We start from the raw sequence: 13,742 nt of genomic DNA on the forward strand, positions 1-13,742 counted from the left end.
GTGGAGGTTTGAGATGACTGACAAGACGTTGAAGGGCGGCCTGCGCCGTCGTGATTTCCTGGCGACCGGCGCCGCCGCGTTTGCACTTGGCGTGACCGGCTTTCCGGCCGTGCTGCGCGCCCAGGCGACCCCGGTGAAGATCGGCCTGATCCATCCCGTCTCCGGTTTCGTCGCCTTCTCCGGCAACCAGTGCCGCGAAGGCGCGCTGATGGCGATTGCCGACATCAACGCCGCCGGCGGCATCAAGTCGATGGGCGGCGCCATGGTCGAGGCGGTGCTCGCCGACAGCCAGGGCAAGCCTGAGATCGGCGCGGCCGAGGTCACCAAGATGGCCGAGGCCGGCATCGACGGCATCGTCGCCGGCTACGCCTCCTCCATCTCGCTCGCCACCTCGCAGGAAGCCGCCAAGACCAACACGCCGCATGTGGTCGACGTCGGCGTCTCCGACAAGATCGTCCAGCGCGGTCTGGCCAACACCTTCCGCTTCGGCCCCGGCTACGGCAAGATCGCCGACTTCGCCGTCGACAACCTCGACACGATCAACAAGGCCGCCGGCTCCCCGGCCAAGACGGCGATGATCATCCACGAGGAATCGCTGTTCGGCACCGGCACCGCCGGCCTGCTGCAAAAGCGCCTGCCGGAAAAGGGCATCGAGGTGATCGATGTCATCAAGCACGCCAATCCGACGCGCGATTTCACCAACATCGTGCTGCAGATCAAGTCGCAGAAGCCGGACCTGATCATCCCGGCCAACTACTACAACGAATATGTGCTGCTCGCCCGCACCATGCGCCAGCAGCGCATCGAGGCGAAGGGCATCTACTCGGTGCTCGGCGGGGCCGCGTCGAACTACCAGTTCGTCAACGAGTTCCCGGAAGCCGCCGACCTGATCATGGATTGCAATCACTGGTTCAATCCGAAGTCGGACGTTGCGCTTCAGCGCAAGGCGGCGGCCGAAGCCAAGGGCCTGATCTACACCTACGAGGTGTTCCTCGCCTATAACGCCGTACTCGGTCTCGTCGATGCCATCGAGCGCGCCGGCTCCACCGACAAGGATGCGGTCAACGCAGCGCTTGCGGCCTCGGAGATGGACATGTCCTACATGCCCTATGGCGCGACGAAGATGGTCGACGGGCAGAACGAAGGCGCGCAGCCGGTCAACACCCAGGTGCAGAACGGCGAGATCGAGGTGATCTTCCCGGCCGAGTTCGCCTCCGCCGAGACCGTCTTCCCGATGGGCGGCTGAGCGCCAGTCGCGTGATCGAAGCGGGCGGGGCGTGACGCTCCCGCCCGCCCCTCTCGTCCGACAAGCCTTGCGAGTGACCATGCCCGACATGGCGATCATCGTTCCGTCCGTGCTGAACGGGCTGACGACAGGGGCGCTCTATGCCCTCGTCGCCCTTGGCCTGACGCTGATCTACGGCGTGTTGCACATCATCAACTTCGCCCATGGGGCATTGCTGATGCTTGGCCTCTACGCGGTCTATTATCTCAACGTCCAGTTCGGGATCGACCCTTACGTGGCGCTCTTGATCGTGCCGCCCGGCATGTTCGCGCTCGGCTATGCGTTGCAGCGCGGCATCATCGGCCGCGCCAGCCACGGGCGCGACGAGAACATCCTGCTGGTGACCCTCGGCCTCGCCATCGTGATCGAGAACCTCTCGCTGTTCCTGTTCAAGTCCGACACCCGCATCATCGACGTGCCCTATTCCTTCGAGGTGGTGGAGATCCTAGGCGCCTTCCTGCCGCTGCCCAAGGTCGTCGCCTTCGCCGGCGCGCTGATCACCGCAGCGCTCCTGTGGCTGATCATGAGCAAGACGGATCTCGGCCGCGCCATTCGCGCGCTTGCCAAGGAGCGCAAGGGGGCAAAGCTCGTCGGCATCGACGTGGAGCATGTCTTCGCCATGAGCTTCGGCCTCGGCATCGCCTGTCTCGGCGTCGCCGCCTGCCTGCTCCTGCCGAGCTACTACGTGAACCCGCAGGTCGGTCACGGTTTCGTGCTGATCGCCTTCACCATCGTCGTGCTCGGCGGCATGGGTTCCTTCGTCGGCGCGCTCCTGGGCGGGCTGATCATCGGCGTGGTGGAAGCGCTCGGCGGCCTGTTCTTCGGCGAAAGCCTGGGCCAGCTCGGCATCTTCCTGATCTTCATCCTCGTTCTGGTTTTCCGGCCGACGGGCCTGCTCGGACACAAGGTCTGACCCATGCGCCAGCTCGCCCTCCTCGGTCTCGTCTTCGCCGCGCTCTTCACGGTTCCCTTTGTCGTGGAATCGGAATCCTGGCGCACCACTCTCATCATGACGCTCTATGCCGCTCTCCTCGGCCAGGCCTGGAACATTCTGGGCGGCTATGGCGGCCAGTTCTCCTTCGGCCATGCCGCCTTCTTCGGAACCGGCGCCTATACGGTCGCCGTGCTCCAGGTGCAATTCGGCATCAATCCCTGGCTGGGGCTTGTCGCCGGCGGCGCCCTTGCGGTCGGCGTCGCAGCCTTCATCGGCTTCACGACGTTTCGCTACGGCCTGCGCGGGTCCTATTTCGCGCTGGTGACGCTCGCCTTTGCGGAAGTCCTGCGCATTCTCTCCAACACGGTGCCTTTCACCGGCGCCGGCGTCGGCATTCTCATCCCGCTCGATCCGGGCGCGGCCAGTCTTCAGTTCACCTCCAAGGCCGGCTTCTACTGGCTGTTGTGGGCGATCACGCTCGCCGCCTTCCTCACCGCCTGGTGGATCGGCCATTCCCGCTTCGGCGCAAGGCTGATGGCGGTGCGCGACAATGAGGATGCCGCACGCGCCCTCGGCGTCGATCCCTTCCGGGTCAAGATGCGCGCGATCATGCTGTCGGGCCTCTTCTCCGGCCTTGCCGGGGTGTTCTACGCCCAGTTCTTCCTCTACCTCGATCCCGGCATCGCCTATGGGCCGGCCGTTTCGGTGGAAAGCCTGCTGGTGCCGATCGTCGGCGGCATGGGCACGCTTTTCGGTCCGCTGCTGGGCGCGGTCGCGCTTCATGCGGTCTCGGAAGTGACCCGCGAGGTGATCGGCGACCTGCCGGGCATCAGCCTCGTGATCTACGGCACCATCCTGGTGATCATGGTGCTCTTTGCCCCGCGCGGCCTGTCGGGTCTCGTCTCCCGCCTCACCGCCAGGATGCGGCGCACCGCGGAGGGCGACCGCCATGCATGACGCCGCCCCCATCCTGGACGTCGCCGGCATCTCCAAGCGCTTCGGCGGCCTGCAGGCCTCCAACAACATCACCATGCAGGTGCCGGCGGGCAAGATCACCTCGCTGATCGGCCCGAATGGCGCCGGCAAGACCACGCTCTTCGCGCTGATCACCGGCTTCCATACGCCCGATGCCGGCGAGGTCCGCTTCAAGGGCGAGGTGATCACCGGCCTCGCGCCCCAGGAGATCGCCGAACGCGGCATGATCCGCACCTTCCAGATCGTCCAGCCCTTTGCCGGGCAGAGCGTGCGGGAAAACATCGCCGTCGGCGCGCATCTCAAGATCCGCTCGCGCGCCGCCGCTCTTGAAAAGGCGGAAGACGTCGCCCGCAAGGTCGGCCTCGGCGACCGGCTCGACATGGACGCGGCAGCCCTTACCGTCGCCGGACGCAAGCGGCTGGAGGTTGCCCGCGCCCTTGCCACCGACCCGGACCTGATCCTCTTCGACGAGGTCCTGGCCGGACTGAACCCGTCCGAGATCCGCGACGTGATCCCGGTGATCCGCGCGATCCGCGACCAGGGCGTGACCATTCTCCTGATCGAACATGTGATGCAGGCGGTGATGAGCCTGTCCGAACACACCTGGGTGCTCAATCAGGGGGAACTGATCGCCGAGGGGTCGCCGGAAGAGGTCACCCGCGACCCCCATGTGATCGAGGCCTATCTCGGCAAGGGCATGGCCGAGCGCATGGCGAAACAGGCGGCCGCCACTGCTGGAGGCGCGCATGAGTAACGACACGATGCTTCTTGTGGACGGCCTGCGCGCCGGCTACGGCGCCGTCGAGGTGCTACGCGGCGTCTCCTTCGATCTGGCCAAGGGCGAGATCGTCGCCCTGCTCGGGTCCAATGGCGTCGGCAAGACGACGATCTCCTCCGTTCTTTCCGGGCTCATTCCCGCCTGGTCGGGCCGTATCGTTTTCGACGGCATGGAGATCCAGACCCGAACGCCGGAGGCGATCGTCGATCTCGGCCTGATCCAAGTGCCGGAGGGGCGCCACATCTTCCCCAATCTGACGGTGCGCGAGAACCTGGAACTTGGCGCCTATCGGCGCGGCAAGCCCAACCGCGCGCGCAATCTGGACCGGGTGATGGACACCTTCCCGCGCCTGCGCGAGCGCGCCCGGCAAAAGGCCGGGACGCTGTCGGGCGGCGAGCAGCAGATGCTCGCCATCGGCCGCGGCATGATGGCCGAACCGCGCCTGCTCATCCTCGACGAACCCTCCATCGGCCTGTCGCCGCTGCTGGTGGAAGAAATGTTCTCCCTGATCGGGACGCTCAACAAGGACGGCCTGCCGATCCTGCTGGTGGAACAGAACGTGCTGCAGTCGCTGGAGATCGCCGACCGCGCCTTCGTGATGGAAAACGGCGAGATCCGCCTCTCCGGCCCGACCGCGACGCTGATGGACGATCCGGACCTCAAACGCTCCTACCTGGGGCTCGCCTGATGACCGAAACACCCACCTCCCCCCGCCCGACAACGCTTGCGCAGAAGATCGTCGCCCGCGCATCGGCACGCGATCACGTCACGCCCGGCGAGATCGTGACAGCGCGCGTCGACCTCGCCATGATCCACGACAGCGGCGGCCCGCGCCGCGTCGAGCCGATCCTGCAGGATCTCGGCGTCGGCCTGTTCGACGCCTCCAAAGTTGTGCTGATCTCCGACCATTTCGTGCCCGGCGACACCGACGAAGGTGCGCGCATTCTCGAACTCACCCGCCAGTGGGCGAAGGAGCGCAAGGTCGCCTTCCACGATGGCGAGGGCATCTGCCACGTGGTGCTGCCCGAACGCGGACATCTCCTCCCCGGCATGCTGGTGGTCGGCGGCGACAGCCATTCGCCGACGGGCGGCGCCTTCGGGGCCTATATGTTCGGCGTCGGCGCCACCGAGATGGCCGGGGTTCTCGCCACCGGCGAGATCTGGCTCAAGGTACCCGAAACCATCCTGCTCAAGTGGCGCGGACGGCTGTCGGCAGGCGTCACGGCCAAGGACATGATGCTGGCGCTCTGCGGCCGGCTCGGCATGGACGGCGGCAAGTATCAGGCGGTGGAATACGCGGGCGAGGCAATCACAGCGCTCTCCATGCAGGAGCGCATGACGCTCTCCAACATGGCGGCCGAACTTGGCGGACAGGCCGGGCTGATCGCCCCCGACGCAACCACGGCCGCCTTTCTGGAGGCCGCCGGCGCGAACATGAACGCGCGGGCAAGCTGGAGCGGCCTTGCGACGGATACCGGCGCGCCGGTTCAGGAACATCACGTCTTCGATGCGAGCGCCCTCGCCCCGCAGGTCGCAGCCCCCCATTCGCCCGCGAACAGCGCCCCCGTCACCGAGGCGCCTGAAACGCCCGTCGATATCGCCTATATCGGCGCCTGCACCGGCGCGAAATACGAGGACCTGAGAAACGCCGCCAATATCCTGCGTGGCCGCCGGCTCGGCAAGGGCGTGGAGCTTCTCGTCGCGCCGGCCTCGAAGCGCGACCAGGACCGCGCGGCGGCCGACGGCATCATGGCGGTGTTCGAGAACGCGGGTGCACGCATTCTGCCCAATGCCTGCGGCATCTGCGCGGGCTATGGCACCGACCGGCTGGGCGAGGACGTCACCTGCATTTCCTCCACCGCCCGCAACTTCAAGGGCCGGATGGGGGCTGCCTCCTCAAGGGTGTGGCTCGGCTCGCCGCTGACAGTGGCCGCCTCGGCGATAGCGGGAAAGATCGCCGATCCGCGCGACTTCCTGCCAGACGAAAGAGAGCGGTCATGAGCGGGCGGATTATTCTCGTCGGCGACGATATCGACACCGACCAGCTGGCGCCCGGCGCCTATATGAAGGGCGGGATCGAGGCGCTCGCCGCCCATTGTCTGGAGGGCGTGCGCCCCGGCTTCGCGCAGGAGGTGAAGCCCGGCGACGTGCTGGTCGCGGGCCGCAATTTCGGCGTCGGGTCCTCGCGCGAACAGGCGGCGGAAGCCTTGAAACACCTCGGCCTTGCAGGCGTGGTGGCCCTCTCCTTTGCCGGGATCTTCTACCGCAATGCCATCAACCTCGGCCTTCCCGTCCTCACCGCGCCGGATTTGAGCGCGGTGACGGACGGCGCGGCCGCGCGCCTCGATGTCGCCGCCGCGCGGCTGGAGCTTGCAAGCGACGGCGCGGCGATCGCGCTCGATCCCCTGCCCGACAATCTTCAGGTGCTGCTCGCCGACGGCGGGCTGGTGCCGCATCTCAAGAAGCGTTTCGCCAAGGAGCGCAACAAGGAGCAAGGCCAATGCGCCGAACACCGCCCCTGAAACAGCGACTGGCCGAGCAGAAAATCCTGCTGGCGCCCGGCGTCTACGACGCGCTGACGGCGCTGATCGCGGAACAGGCCGGCGCCGAGGCCGTCTATCTCTCCGGCGCCTCCATCGCCTACACCCGTTTCGGCCGGCCCGACATTGGCCTCGTGTCGATGTCCGAGGTCGCCGACACACTCGCCGCGATCCGCGACCGCATCGCCCTTCCCGTCGTCGTCGATGCCGACAACGGCTTCGGCAATGCGCTCAACGTCCAGCGCACCGTGCGCGTCTTCGAGCGCATGGGCGCCAACGCACTGCAGCTTGAGGACCAGACCAGCCCGAAACGCTGCGGCCACCTGAGCGGCAAGTCGCTGATCGCGACAGGTGAAATGGCCGGCAAGATCCGCGCGGCCTGCGATGCGCGGGCAAGCGACGAGACGCTGATCATCGCCCGCACCGACGCGATTGCCGTCGACGGCTTTGCAGCGGCACTGGAGCGCGGCGAGGCCTATCTGGAGGCCGGCGCCGACATGCTCTTCGTCGAGGCGCCGCAATCGATGGAGCAGATCTCCGAGATCGTGAAGCGCTTCGGCGGGCGCGTGCCGCTGATGGCCAACATGGTGGAAGGCGGCAAGACGCCCATCGTCGGCGCCGACGCGCTGGAAAAACTCGGCTTCAGCTTCGTGATCTTTCCCGGCGGCGTGGTGCGCGCGCTGGCTGCGACCGCGCGCGACTATTACGCCAATCTCGTCGCCAACGGCTCCAACGAGGCCTTTCGCGCGCGCATGTTCGATTTCGCCGGCCTCAACGGCGTAATCGGCACCGACGACATGCTGGAAACCGGCAAGCGCTACGACACCGAAGGACCCTCGCGATGACCATCGACACCGTCACGCTCGCCATCCTGAAGGGCCGGCTGGAGCAGATCGCCGACGAGATGGACGCGACCCTCTTCCGCTCCGCCTTCAACCCGATCATCGCCGAGGCCCATGACGCCTCGCACGGGATCTACGACGCGACGACCGGCGAGACGCTGGTGCAGGGCAAGTCCGGCCTGCCGATCTTCGTCGGCGTCATGGCCTTCGCCGTGAAGGCCGTCATCGACAAGGCGGCGAAATCCGGCGGCGTCCACGACGGCGACGTGTGGATCTTCAACGACCCCTATGACGGCGGCACGCATCTCTCCGACTTCCGTCTTGTGAAACCGGTGATTCGCGACGGCAAGCTGTTCTGCTTCCTCGCCTCCGTCGGCCACTGGCATGACGTCGGCGGCAATGTGCCCGGCAACTACAATCCGGCCGCGACGGAATGCTTCCAGGAGGGCATGCTGATCCCGCCGGTGAAGCTCTACGACCGGGGCGAGTTCCGCCAGGACGTGGTCGACATCCTCTCCGCCAACTCGCGCCTGCCGATGTCGCTCTACGGCGATCTCAACGGCCAGATCAACGCGCTCGACCTCGGCACCAGGCGCATGGGCGAGCTGCTCGACGACTATGGCGCGCGCACGGTGGGCGACTGCCTGGTGGAGCTGAAGGCGCGCGCGGCGAAGCTGATGCGCGCGCAGATCGCGGCCCTGCCGCAGGGCACCGTCTCGGCGGAGGACTGGCTCGACAACGACGGGATCGTCGACGAACCGCTGAAGATCGCGCTCGACCTGACGATCGACGGCGAGACGATGGTGATGGATTTCTCCCGCTCCTCGCCTGCCTGCGCCGGACCGGTCAACATCTCCCGCTCCACCACGATCGCCGCCTGCTACGTCGCGCTGAAGCACATCTTCGGCGACGTGCCGGCCAATGCCGGCGTGCTGGAGCCGGTCGAATTCAGGATCGACGACGCCTCGCTGCTTGCGGTCAAGGCGCCCAAGCCCGTCGGCGGCTACACCGAGACGATCCTGCGACTGATCGACGTGGTGTTCCAGGCGGTCGCGAAAATCGCGCCCGAACCGGCGATGGCCTGCGCCTATGGAACGATCAACGCCCTGTCGCTCGCCGGCCACCGCGAAAACGGCAAGCGCTGGGTGATGTTCTCCTTCTTCGGCGGCGGCCACGGGGCGCATGCCGGCGGCGACGGGCTGAACCACGGCAACGCGCCGATTTCCACCGCGACGATCCCGCCGCTCGAGATCCTCGAGGCCGCCTATCCCGTGCGCTTCACGCAATGGGCGCTGCGACCCGATTCCGGCGGTCCGGGCGAGACGCGCGGCGGGCTCGGCGCGATCTACGAGATCGAGCTTCTGGAAAAACAGGCCGACGTCTTCCTCTTCGGCGAGCGCGGACGCCACGCGCCGCCCGGCGTCGTCGGCGGCGCGGCCGGGGCGATGAACCGCTTTTCCTACGAGCAGTCCGACGGCTGGCACCAGCCGCCGATGGCCTCGAAAATGGTCGGCATCAGCATCGCGCGCGGCCAGCGTCTGAGGCTCGAGACCCCCGGCGGCGGCGGCTACGGCAATCCGCTTGCCCGCGACCCGCAGACGGTCGCGCGCGATGTCGCGCTCGGCATCGTCAGCCGGGAGCATGCGCAATCCGATTATGGCGTCGCGCTCGATGCCGAAGGCAGCGTCGATACGGAGCGGACCAAAACACTGCGTTCAAGGGAGGCCGCGGAATGAGCGGGCCGGCTTATGTGATCGGCGTCGATGTCGGCGGCACTTTCACCGATGTTTTCATCCTCGACGAGGCCGCCGGCCGCGTCACCACCGCCAAGGTTCCCTCCACGCGTGGCGACCAGTCGCGCGGCTTCATCGAGGGCATCGCCTCCAGGGTCGAGGCCTTCGGCGACATTCGCACCGTGGTGCATGGCACCACCGTCGGCACCAACGCGCTCCTGGAGCGCAAGGGTGCGCGCACCGGCATCATCACCACCGAGGGCTTTCGCGACGTCCTGGAAATGCGCCGCCGCGACCGTCCGACCACCTGGGGCCTGAAGGGGGCCTTCACGCCGGTGGTTGAGCGTCCCGACCGGGTGGAGGTGCGCGAGCGCGTGCTCGCCGACGGCACGGTGCTTGAGGAAGTCGACACGGGCGAAGTGGAGACCCGCGCCCGCGCGCTCATCGAGGCCGGCTGCGATGCGGTTTGCGTCTTCTTCATCAACGGCTATGCCAATAGCGACAACGAACACCGCGCGGTCGAGGCGGTGCGCTCCGTCTGGCCGACGCCCTATGTCACGGCGGCAACGGAAATCCTGCCCGAGATCCGCGAGTTCGAGCGGCTGTCGACGGCAACGCTCAACGCCTATCTCCAGCCCGTGGTCTCCTCCTATCTCGACCGTCTGGAAAGCGGACTGAAGGAACAGGGCTTTGAAGGCGATATCCTGATCGTCCAGTCGAACGGCGGCGTCATGTCCATCGACACCGCCAAGCGCTATCCGGTGCGCACCGCGCTCTCCGGTCCCGCCGCCGGCGTGATCGCGGCGACCCGGATCGCGCAGGCCGCCGGCTTCGACAACATCGTCACCTGCGACATGGGCGGCACCTCCTTCGACGTCTCGCTCGTTGCCGGCGGCGAAGCGGCCCTTGCCGCGCAGACATCGATCGACTTCGGCATGGTCGTGCGCACGCCGATGATCGAGATCACCACCATCGGCGCCGGCGGCGGCTCGATTGCCGCCGTCGATGCGGGCGGCCTGCTGCAGGTCGGCCCGGAATCGGCCGGCTCCGATCCGGGGCCCGTCGCTTACGGCCTCGGCAACACGCGCCCCACGGTGACCGACGCCAATCTGGTGCTCGGGCGCATCAACCCCGACCGTCCCATCGGCGGCAAGCTCGACCGGCTCGACATCGACGCCGCGCGCGCAGCGATCAAGACCCATATCGCCACGCCGCTCGGGCTGACCATCGAGGATGCGGCCGAGGCGATCCTGAAGCTTGCCAATGCCAAGATGGCCGGCGCGATCCGGCTTGTGTCCATCGAGAAGGGCCATGACCCGGCGAAATTCGCGGCCATGCCCTTCGGCGGCGGCGGCGCGCTGCACACCGGCGCGCTGATCAAGGAGGTCGGACTTGCCTCCGCCCTCGTCCCGCGCTTTCCGGGCGTCACCTCCGCTCTTGGCTGCGTCGTTGCCGACATGCGCCACGACCGGGTGCAGACGGTCAACGGCATCCTGTCGGAGATCGACACGATGGAGCTCGGCAAGGCGATCCTGCGCGATGCGCGCGAGACGGCCTCGGTGCTGTCCTCCGCAGGCGTCAGCTTCGAGACGGTCGACCGGGTGATCGAGCTCGACATGCTCTACCTCGGACAGACCCATACGGTGAGCGTGCCGATCGAAGTGCCGGAAACCGGGCTGACCGCCTGCGCCATCCGCGATGCCTTCGAGACGGCCTATAGCGCCACCTTCGGGCGACTGCTCAAGGGCATTCCGATGCGGGTGATGAACTACCGCATCGCGGTGATCGGCCGCCGCCCGGGCCTCGACATGACGCTCTTCGCGCCCGAAGACGGCAAGCCCGCCAAGGACTGCCGCCTGGCGACACGCTCGGTCTATGTCGACGGCAAGCACCATGTCGCGGGCGTCTACGACCGTCTGGCGCTCGAGGTTGGCGCACGGATCGAGGGGCCGGCGCTGCTGGAACAGCCCGACACGACGATCTTCGTCGATCCGGGTCTCGATGCGACGGTCGACCGCTTCGGCAATCTGGTCATCGCACCGGCGGAGTAAGCGAATGGCGTTTTCCCTCCACCACCCGAGCCGCACGGCGCTTCTGATCGTCGACCTTCAGAACGACTTCCTGCATCCCGATGGCGCCTATGCGCGCGGCGGACAGACCAGCGCCGAGATTGCGGCCCTGCCCGCACGCGTGCGCCCCGTTGCGGAAGCCCTGCGCGAGGCTGGCGGCTGGATCGTCTCCGCCCAGTTCACGCTGGTGCCGGGCAAGAAAGGCGAACCCTTCATCTCGCACCACCTCAAACAGATGCGGCCCTTCCTACAGAAGGGCGACTTCTGCCCCGGCGAATGGGGTCATCGGCTGGTGGATGAGCTACAGCCCGCCGACCTCACCGTGGAAAAGGTCGCCTATTCGGCCTTCTACATGACCCGGATGGACTGGGTGCTGCGCAAGGCCGGCATCGAAACGCTGATGGTCTGCGGCATCGTCACCAATGGCGGCGTCGCTTCCACCGTGCGCGATGCGCATGTGCGCGATTTCTCCACCGCCGTCCTGTCCGACGGCTGCGCCGCCTTCTCGCGCGAGACGCATGAGCGCGCGATCGGCGATCTCGCGACGGTTGCAATGACGCTGACCTGCGCCGAGGCGCTCAGCGAGCTCGCCAGGCGCTGATCATGAGCGCACCCGCGATCCGCCGCACGCTGCCGGACCATGTCGACATCGAAACGGATGTGCTCGTCATCGGCGCCGGCGCCTGCGGGCTGGTCGCAAGCCTCGCCGCCCACGACGGCGGCGCGGAGGTCGTCGTGGTGGAGCGCGACGCCTCGCCGAGCGGGTCGACGTCGATGTCGTCGGGCTTCATTCCCGCCCCCGCCACCAAGGCCCAGCGCGCCGCCGGCATTGCCGACGACGAGCCTGCCCGCGTCGAGCACGACATCCAGCAGAAGGCCAAGGGCCGCGCCGTGCCGGAGCTTGCGCACCTGGCCGCAACCGAGATTGGCCCGGCACTCGACTGGCTTGCGGAGCGCCACGGGCTCGAATGGGTCGTGCTGACCGACTTCCTCTACCCCGGCCACAGCCGCCACCGAATGCATGCGGTGCCCGAAAAGACCGGCGCGGCCCTGCTTGCCCGGCTGTCGGCCGCTGTCGAGGCCTGCGACGTTCCCGTCGTAACCGGGGCCCGGGCGCAAACCCTCCTTGCCGATGATGACGGCACGATCCGCGCGGTCGAGATCGAGCGCCCGGACGGCCACCGGGAGACCATCGGCTGCAAGGCGCTGATCCTCGCCTGCAACGGCTATGGCGGGAACCCCTATCTCGTTGCGCGCCATATCCCGGAAATGGCGGATGCGCTCTACTACGGACACGCCGGCAACACCGGCGACGCGGTGCTCTGGGGCGAAGCGCTCGGCGCGCAGACCCGTCATCTCACCGCCTATCAGGGGCACGGATCGCTGGCCCATCCCCATGGCGTGCTGATCTCCTGGGCGTTGATGATGGAAGGCGCGGTCCAGGTGAATGCGGCAGGCGCCCGTTTTTCCAACGAGCAAGGCGGCTATTCGGAACAGGCCGTCGCCGTTCTCGCGCAAGCCGGCGGCACCGCCTGGAACCTCTACGACGCCCGCATCCACGACTTCGCGTGTGGCGGATTCCCCGACTACAGGGATGCACTTGCCGCCGGCGCGATCCGGGAGGGACGCACCCTTGCCGATCTCGCCGCGGCGACCGGCCTGCCGGAGGCCGCCCTTGCCGAGACGCTGGAGGCCGTCGGCCGCTTCCAGTCTGGCGCGCAGGCCGATCCCTTCGGACGCGACTTCACGGAGAAACCGGCGCTTGCCCCGCCCTATTATGCGGTGAAGGTTACCGGCGCGCTGTTTCACACCCAGGGCGGGCTGATGATCGACGTGAGCGCCCGCGTGTTGCGCGGGGACGGACGCCCCTTCCCCAACCTCTTCGCCGCCGGAGGCGCGGCCTGCGGTGTGTCCGGACCGGAGGTCTCCGGCTATCTCTCCGGCAACGGCCTGCTGACGGCGGTTGCTTTCGCCCGCGTGGCGGGACGCGCAGCGTCCGCCCGCAAGAGCTGAAATCGCGTGGCCGGCCGGGAAGCATCTGCCCGCAAAGGCTGATATCCGGTCGCGGGACGCGCAGCGTCTGCCGGAGGTTGATGACATACGTTCAAGAGGCGTCATCAACTCATTGCGTTGAATTCGTCTCTCATGCGTGCATTGAGGATGACGACGATCTTTCGCATGACGGCTGTTAGAGCGACGAGCTTCTTCTTTCCGCTTTCGACAAGTCGTTGATAGAAGGGCTTTAACGGTCCGTTGCTGCGTGCCGCGCCGAGGGCGGCCATGAACAGGATGGAGCGGATCTGCGGGCGTCCGCCGCGTGTTTTGCGGTAGCCCCGGAGTGTCCTGCTGTCCCTGGGGTGCGGAGCAAGACCGGCGAGAGAGGCGGCCTGCTTGCCGGTCATCGTCCCCAGTTCGGGCATGGTGGCGGCAAGCGCGATGGCGGTTCGCGGTCCCACGCCCGGCAGGCTGCGATAAAGAGCGATGCGCCGGGCAAGCAGCCTGCAGCGGGCGCACAGCGCGTCGATGGCTGTGTCGAGCGCCGCCAGTTGCCGGTCCAGCGCCCGCAGGAGCGCCTTGCAGGAAGAG

Annotated in this window: 13 protein-coding genes; 12 read left to right on the plus strand and 1 reads right to left on the minus strand. The window is 67.3% G+C overall.

Features of this window, described 5'->3' with window-relative positions; translation table 11 throughout:
- Positions 1-13 precede the first annotated feature (13 nt).
- From LC092_RS06325 to LC092_RS06380, 12 genes are all read left to right on the plus strand, one after another.
- Positions 14-1,246, plus strand: a complete 1,233-nt coding sequence (locus tag LC092_RS06325; RefSeq protein WP_224805593.1) for an ABC transporter substrate-binding protein — start codon at positions 14-16, stop codon at positions 1,244-1,246.
- Between the two features lie 79 nt (positions 1,247-1,325).
- Positions 1,326-2,198: a branched-chain amino acid ABC transporter permease gene (locus LC092_RS06330; protein WP_224805616.1), complete on the plus strand. Its 873-nt coding sequence runs from the start codon at positions 1,326-1,328 to the stop codon at positions 2,196-2,198.
- Between the two features lie 3 nt (positions 2,199-2,201).
- The gene (locus LC092_RS06335) at positions 2,202-3,176 is read left to right on the plus strand and encodes a branched-chain amino acid ABC transporter permease (RefSeq protein ID WP_224805594.1); all 975 of its coding nucleotides are present in this window, start codon (positions 2,202-2,204) and stop codon (positions 3,174-3,176) included.
- Positions 3,169-3,948, plus strand: a complete 780-nt coding sequence (locus LC092_RS06340) for an ABC transporter ATP-binding protein (RefSeq protein WP_224805595.1) — start codon at positions 3,169-3,171, stop codon at positions 3,946-3,948. Before LC092_RS06335 ends, LC092_RS06340 begins: the two co-directional genes overlap by 8 nt.
- Positions 3,949-3,955: 7 nt before the next feature.
- Positions 3,956-4,660, plus strand: a complete 705-nt coding sequence (locus LC092_RS06345; protein WP_224805617.1) for an ABC transporter ATP-binding protein — start codon at positions 3,956-3,958, stop codon at positions 4,658-4,660.
- A complete protein-coding gene (locus LC092_RS06350; RefSeq protein ID WP_224805596.1) occupies positions 4,660-5,973 on the plus strand; it encodes a 3-isopropylmalate dehydratase large subunit in 1,314 nt (437 codons plus the stop codon). Before LC092_RS06345 ends, LC092_RS06350 begins: the two co-directional genes overlap by 1 nt.
- Positions 5,970-6,494 (plus strand): hypothetical protein, encoded by a 525-nt coding sequence (locus tag LC092_RS06355; protein ID WP_224805597.1) that lies wholly within the window; start codon positions 5,970-5,972, stop codon positions 6,492-6,494. Before LC092_RS06350 ends, LC092_RS06355 begins: the two co-directional genes overlap by 4 nt.
- Complete coding sequence (locus LC092_RS06360; RefSeq protein ID WP_224805598.1) at positions 6,473-7,357, plus strand: isocitrate lyase/PEP mutase family protein; 885 nt, start codon at positions 6,473-6,475, stop codon at positions 7,355-7,357. The genes LC092_RS06355 and LC092_RS06360 overlap by 22 nt, the downstream gene beginning before the upstream one ends.
- On the plus strand, positions 7,354-9,090 hold the full coding sequence (locus LC092_RS06365; protein ID WP_224805599.1) for a hydantoinase B/oxoprolinase family protein: 1,737 nt from the start codon (positions 7,354-7,356) through the stop codon (positions 9,088-9,090). Before LC092_RS06360 ends, LC092_RS06365 begins: the two co-directional genes overlap by 4 nt.
- Positions 9,087-11,138 (plus strand): hydantoinase/oxoprolinase family protein, encoded by a 2,052-nt coding sequence (locus LC092_RS06370; RefSeq protein WP_224805600.1) that lies wholly within the window; start codon positions 9,087-9,089, stop codon positions 11,136-11,138. The genes LC092_RS06365 and LC092_RS06370 overlap by 4 nt, the downstream gene beginning before the upstream one ends.
- Positions 11,139-11,142: 4 nt before the next feature.
- Positions 11,143-11,757 carry a cysteine hydrolase gene (locus LC092_RS06375; protein WP_224805601.1) on the plus strand — a complete coding sequence of 205 codons (615 nt, stop codon included), beginning with the start codon at positions 11,143-11,145 and terminating at the stop codon, positions 11,755-11,757.
- Positions 11,758-11,759: 2 nt separating this feature from the next.
- Positions 11,760-13,169 (plus strand): FAD-dependent oxidoreductase, encoded by a 1,410-nt coding sequence (locus LC092_RS06380; protein ID WP_224805602.1) that lies wholly within the window; start codon positions 11,760-11,762, stop codon positions 13,167-13,169.
- Between the two features lie 104 nt (positions 13,170-13,273).
- On the opposite strand, the gene LC092_RS06385 is transcribed toward LC092_RS06380, so the two are convergent.
- The coding region (locus LC092_RS06385; RefSeq protein ID WP_224805603.1) for a transposase at positions 13,274-13,742 on the minus strand (469 nt) is incomplete at its 5' end.

The organism is Stappia stellulata, assembly GCF_020176715.1.
Classification (GTDB): Bacteria; Pseudomonadota; Alphaproteobacteria; order Rhizobiales; family Stappiaceae; genus Stappia.

What these genes read in the sequence shown, in the direction of transcription:
- LC092_RS06325 (WP_224805593.1), top strand. Translation starts at nt 14, where the DNA reads ATGACTGACAAGACGTTGAAGGGCGGCCTGCGCCGTCGTGATTTCCTG.
- LC092_RS06330 (WP_224805616.1), top strand. Translation starts at nt 1,326, where the DNA reads ATGCCCGACATGGCGATCATCGTTCCGTCCGTGCTGAACGGGCTGACG.
- LC092_RS06335 (WP_224805594.1), top strand. Translation starts at nt 2,202, where the DNA reads ATGCGCCAGCTCGCCCTCCTCGGTCTCGTCTTCGCCGCGCTCTTCACG.
- LC092_RS06340 (WP_224805595.1), top strand. Translation starts at nt 3,169, where the DNA reads ATGCATGACGCCGCCCCCATCCTGGACGTCGCCGGCATCTCCAAGCGC.
- LC092_RS06345 (WP_224805617.1), top strand. Translation starts at nt 3,956, where the DNA reads ATGCTTCTTGTGGACGGCCTGCGCGCCGGCTACGGCGCCGTCGAGGTG.
- LC092_RS06350 (WP_224805596.1), top strand. Translation starts at nt 4,660, where the DNA reads ATGACCGAAACACCCACCTCCCCCCGCCCGACAACGCTTGCGCAGAAG.
- LC092_RS06355 (WP_224805597.1), top strand. Translation starts at nt 5,970, where the DNA reads ATGAGCGGGCGGATTATTCTCGTCGGCGACGATATCGACACCGACCAG.
- LC092_RS06360 (WP_224805598.1), top strand. Translation starts at nt 6,473, where the DNA reads ATGCGCCGAACACCGCCCCTGAAACAGCGACTGGCCGAGCAGAAAATC.
- LC092_RS06365 (WP_224805599.1), top strand. Translation starts at nt 7,354, where the DNA reads ATGACCATCGACACCGTCACGCTCGCCATCCTGAAGGGCCGGCTGGAG.
- LC092_RS06370 (WP_224805600.1), top strand. Translation starts at nt 9,087, where the DNA reads ATGAGCGGGCCGGCTTATGTGATCGGCGTCGATGTCGGCGGCACTTTC.
- LC092_RS06375 (WP_224805601.1), top strand. Translation starts at nt 11,143, where the DNA reads ATGGCGTTTTCCCTCCACCACCCGAGCCGCACGGCGCTTCTGATCGTC.
- LC092_RS06380 (WP_224805602.1), top strand. Translation starts at nt 11,760, where the DNA reads ATGAGCGCACCCGCGATCCGCCGCACGCTGCCGGACCATGTCGACATC.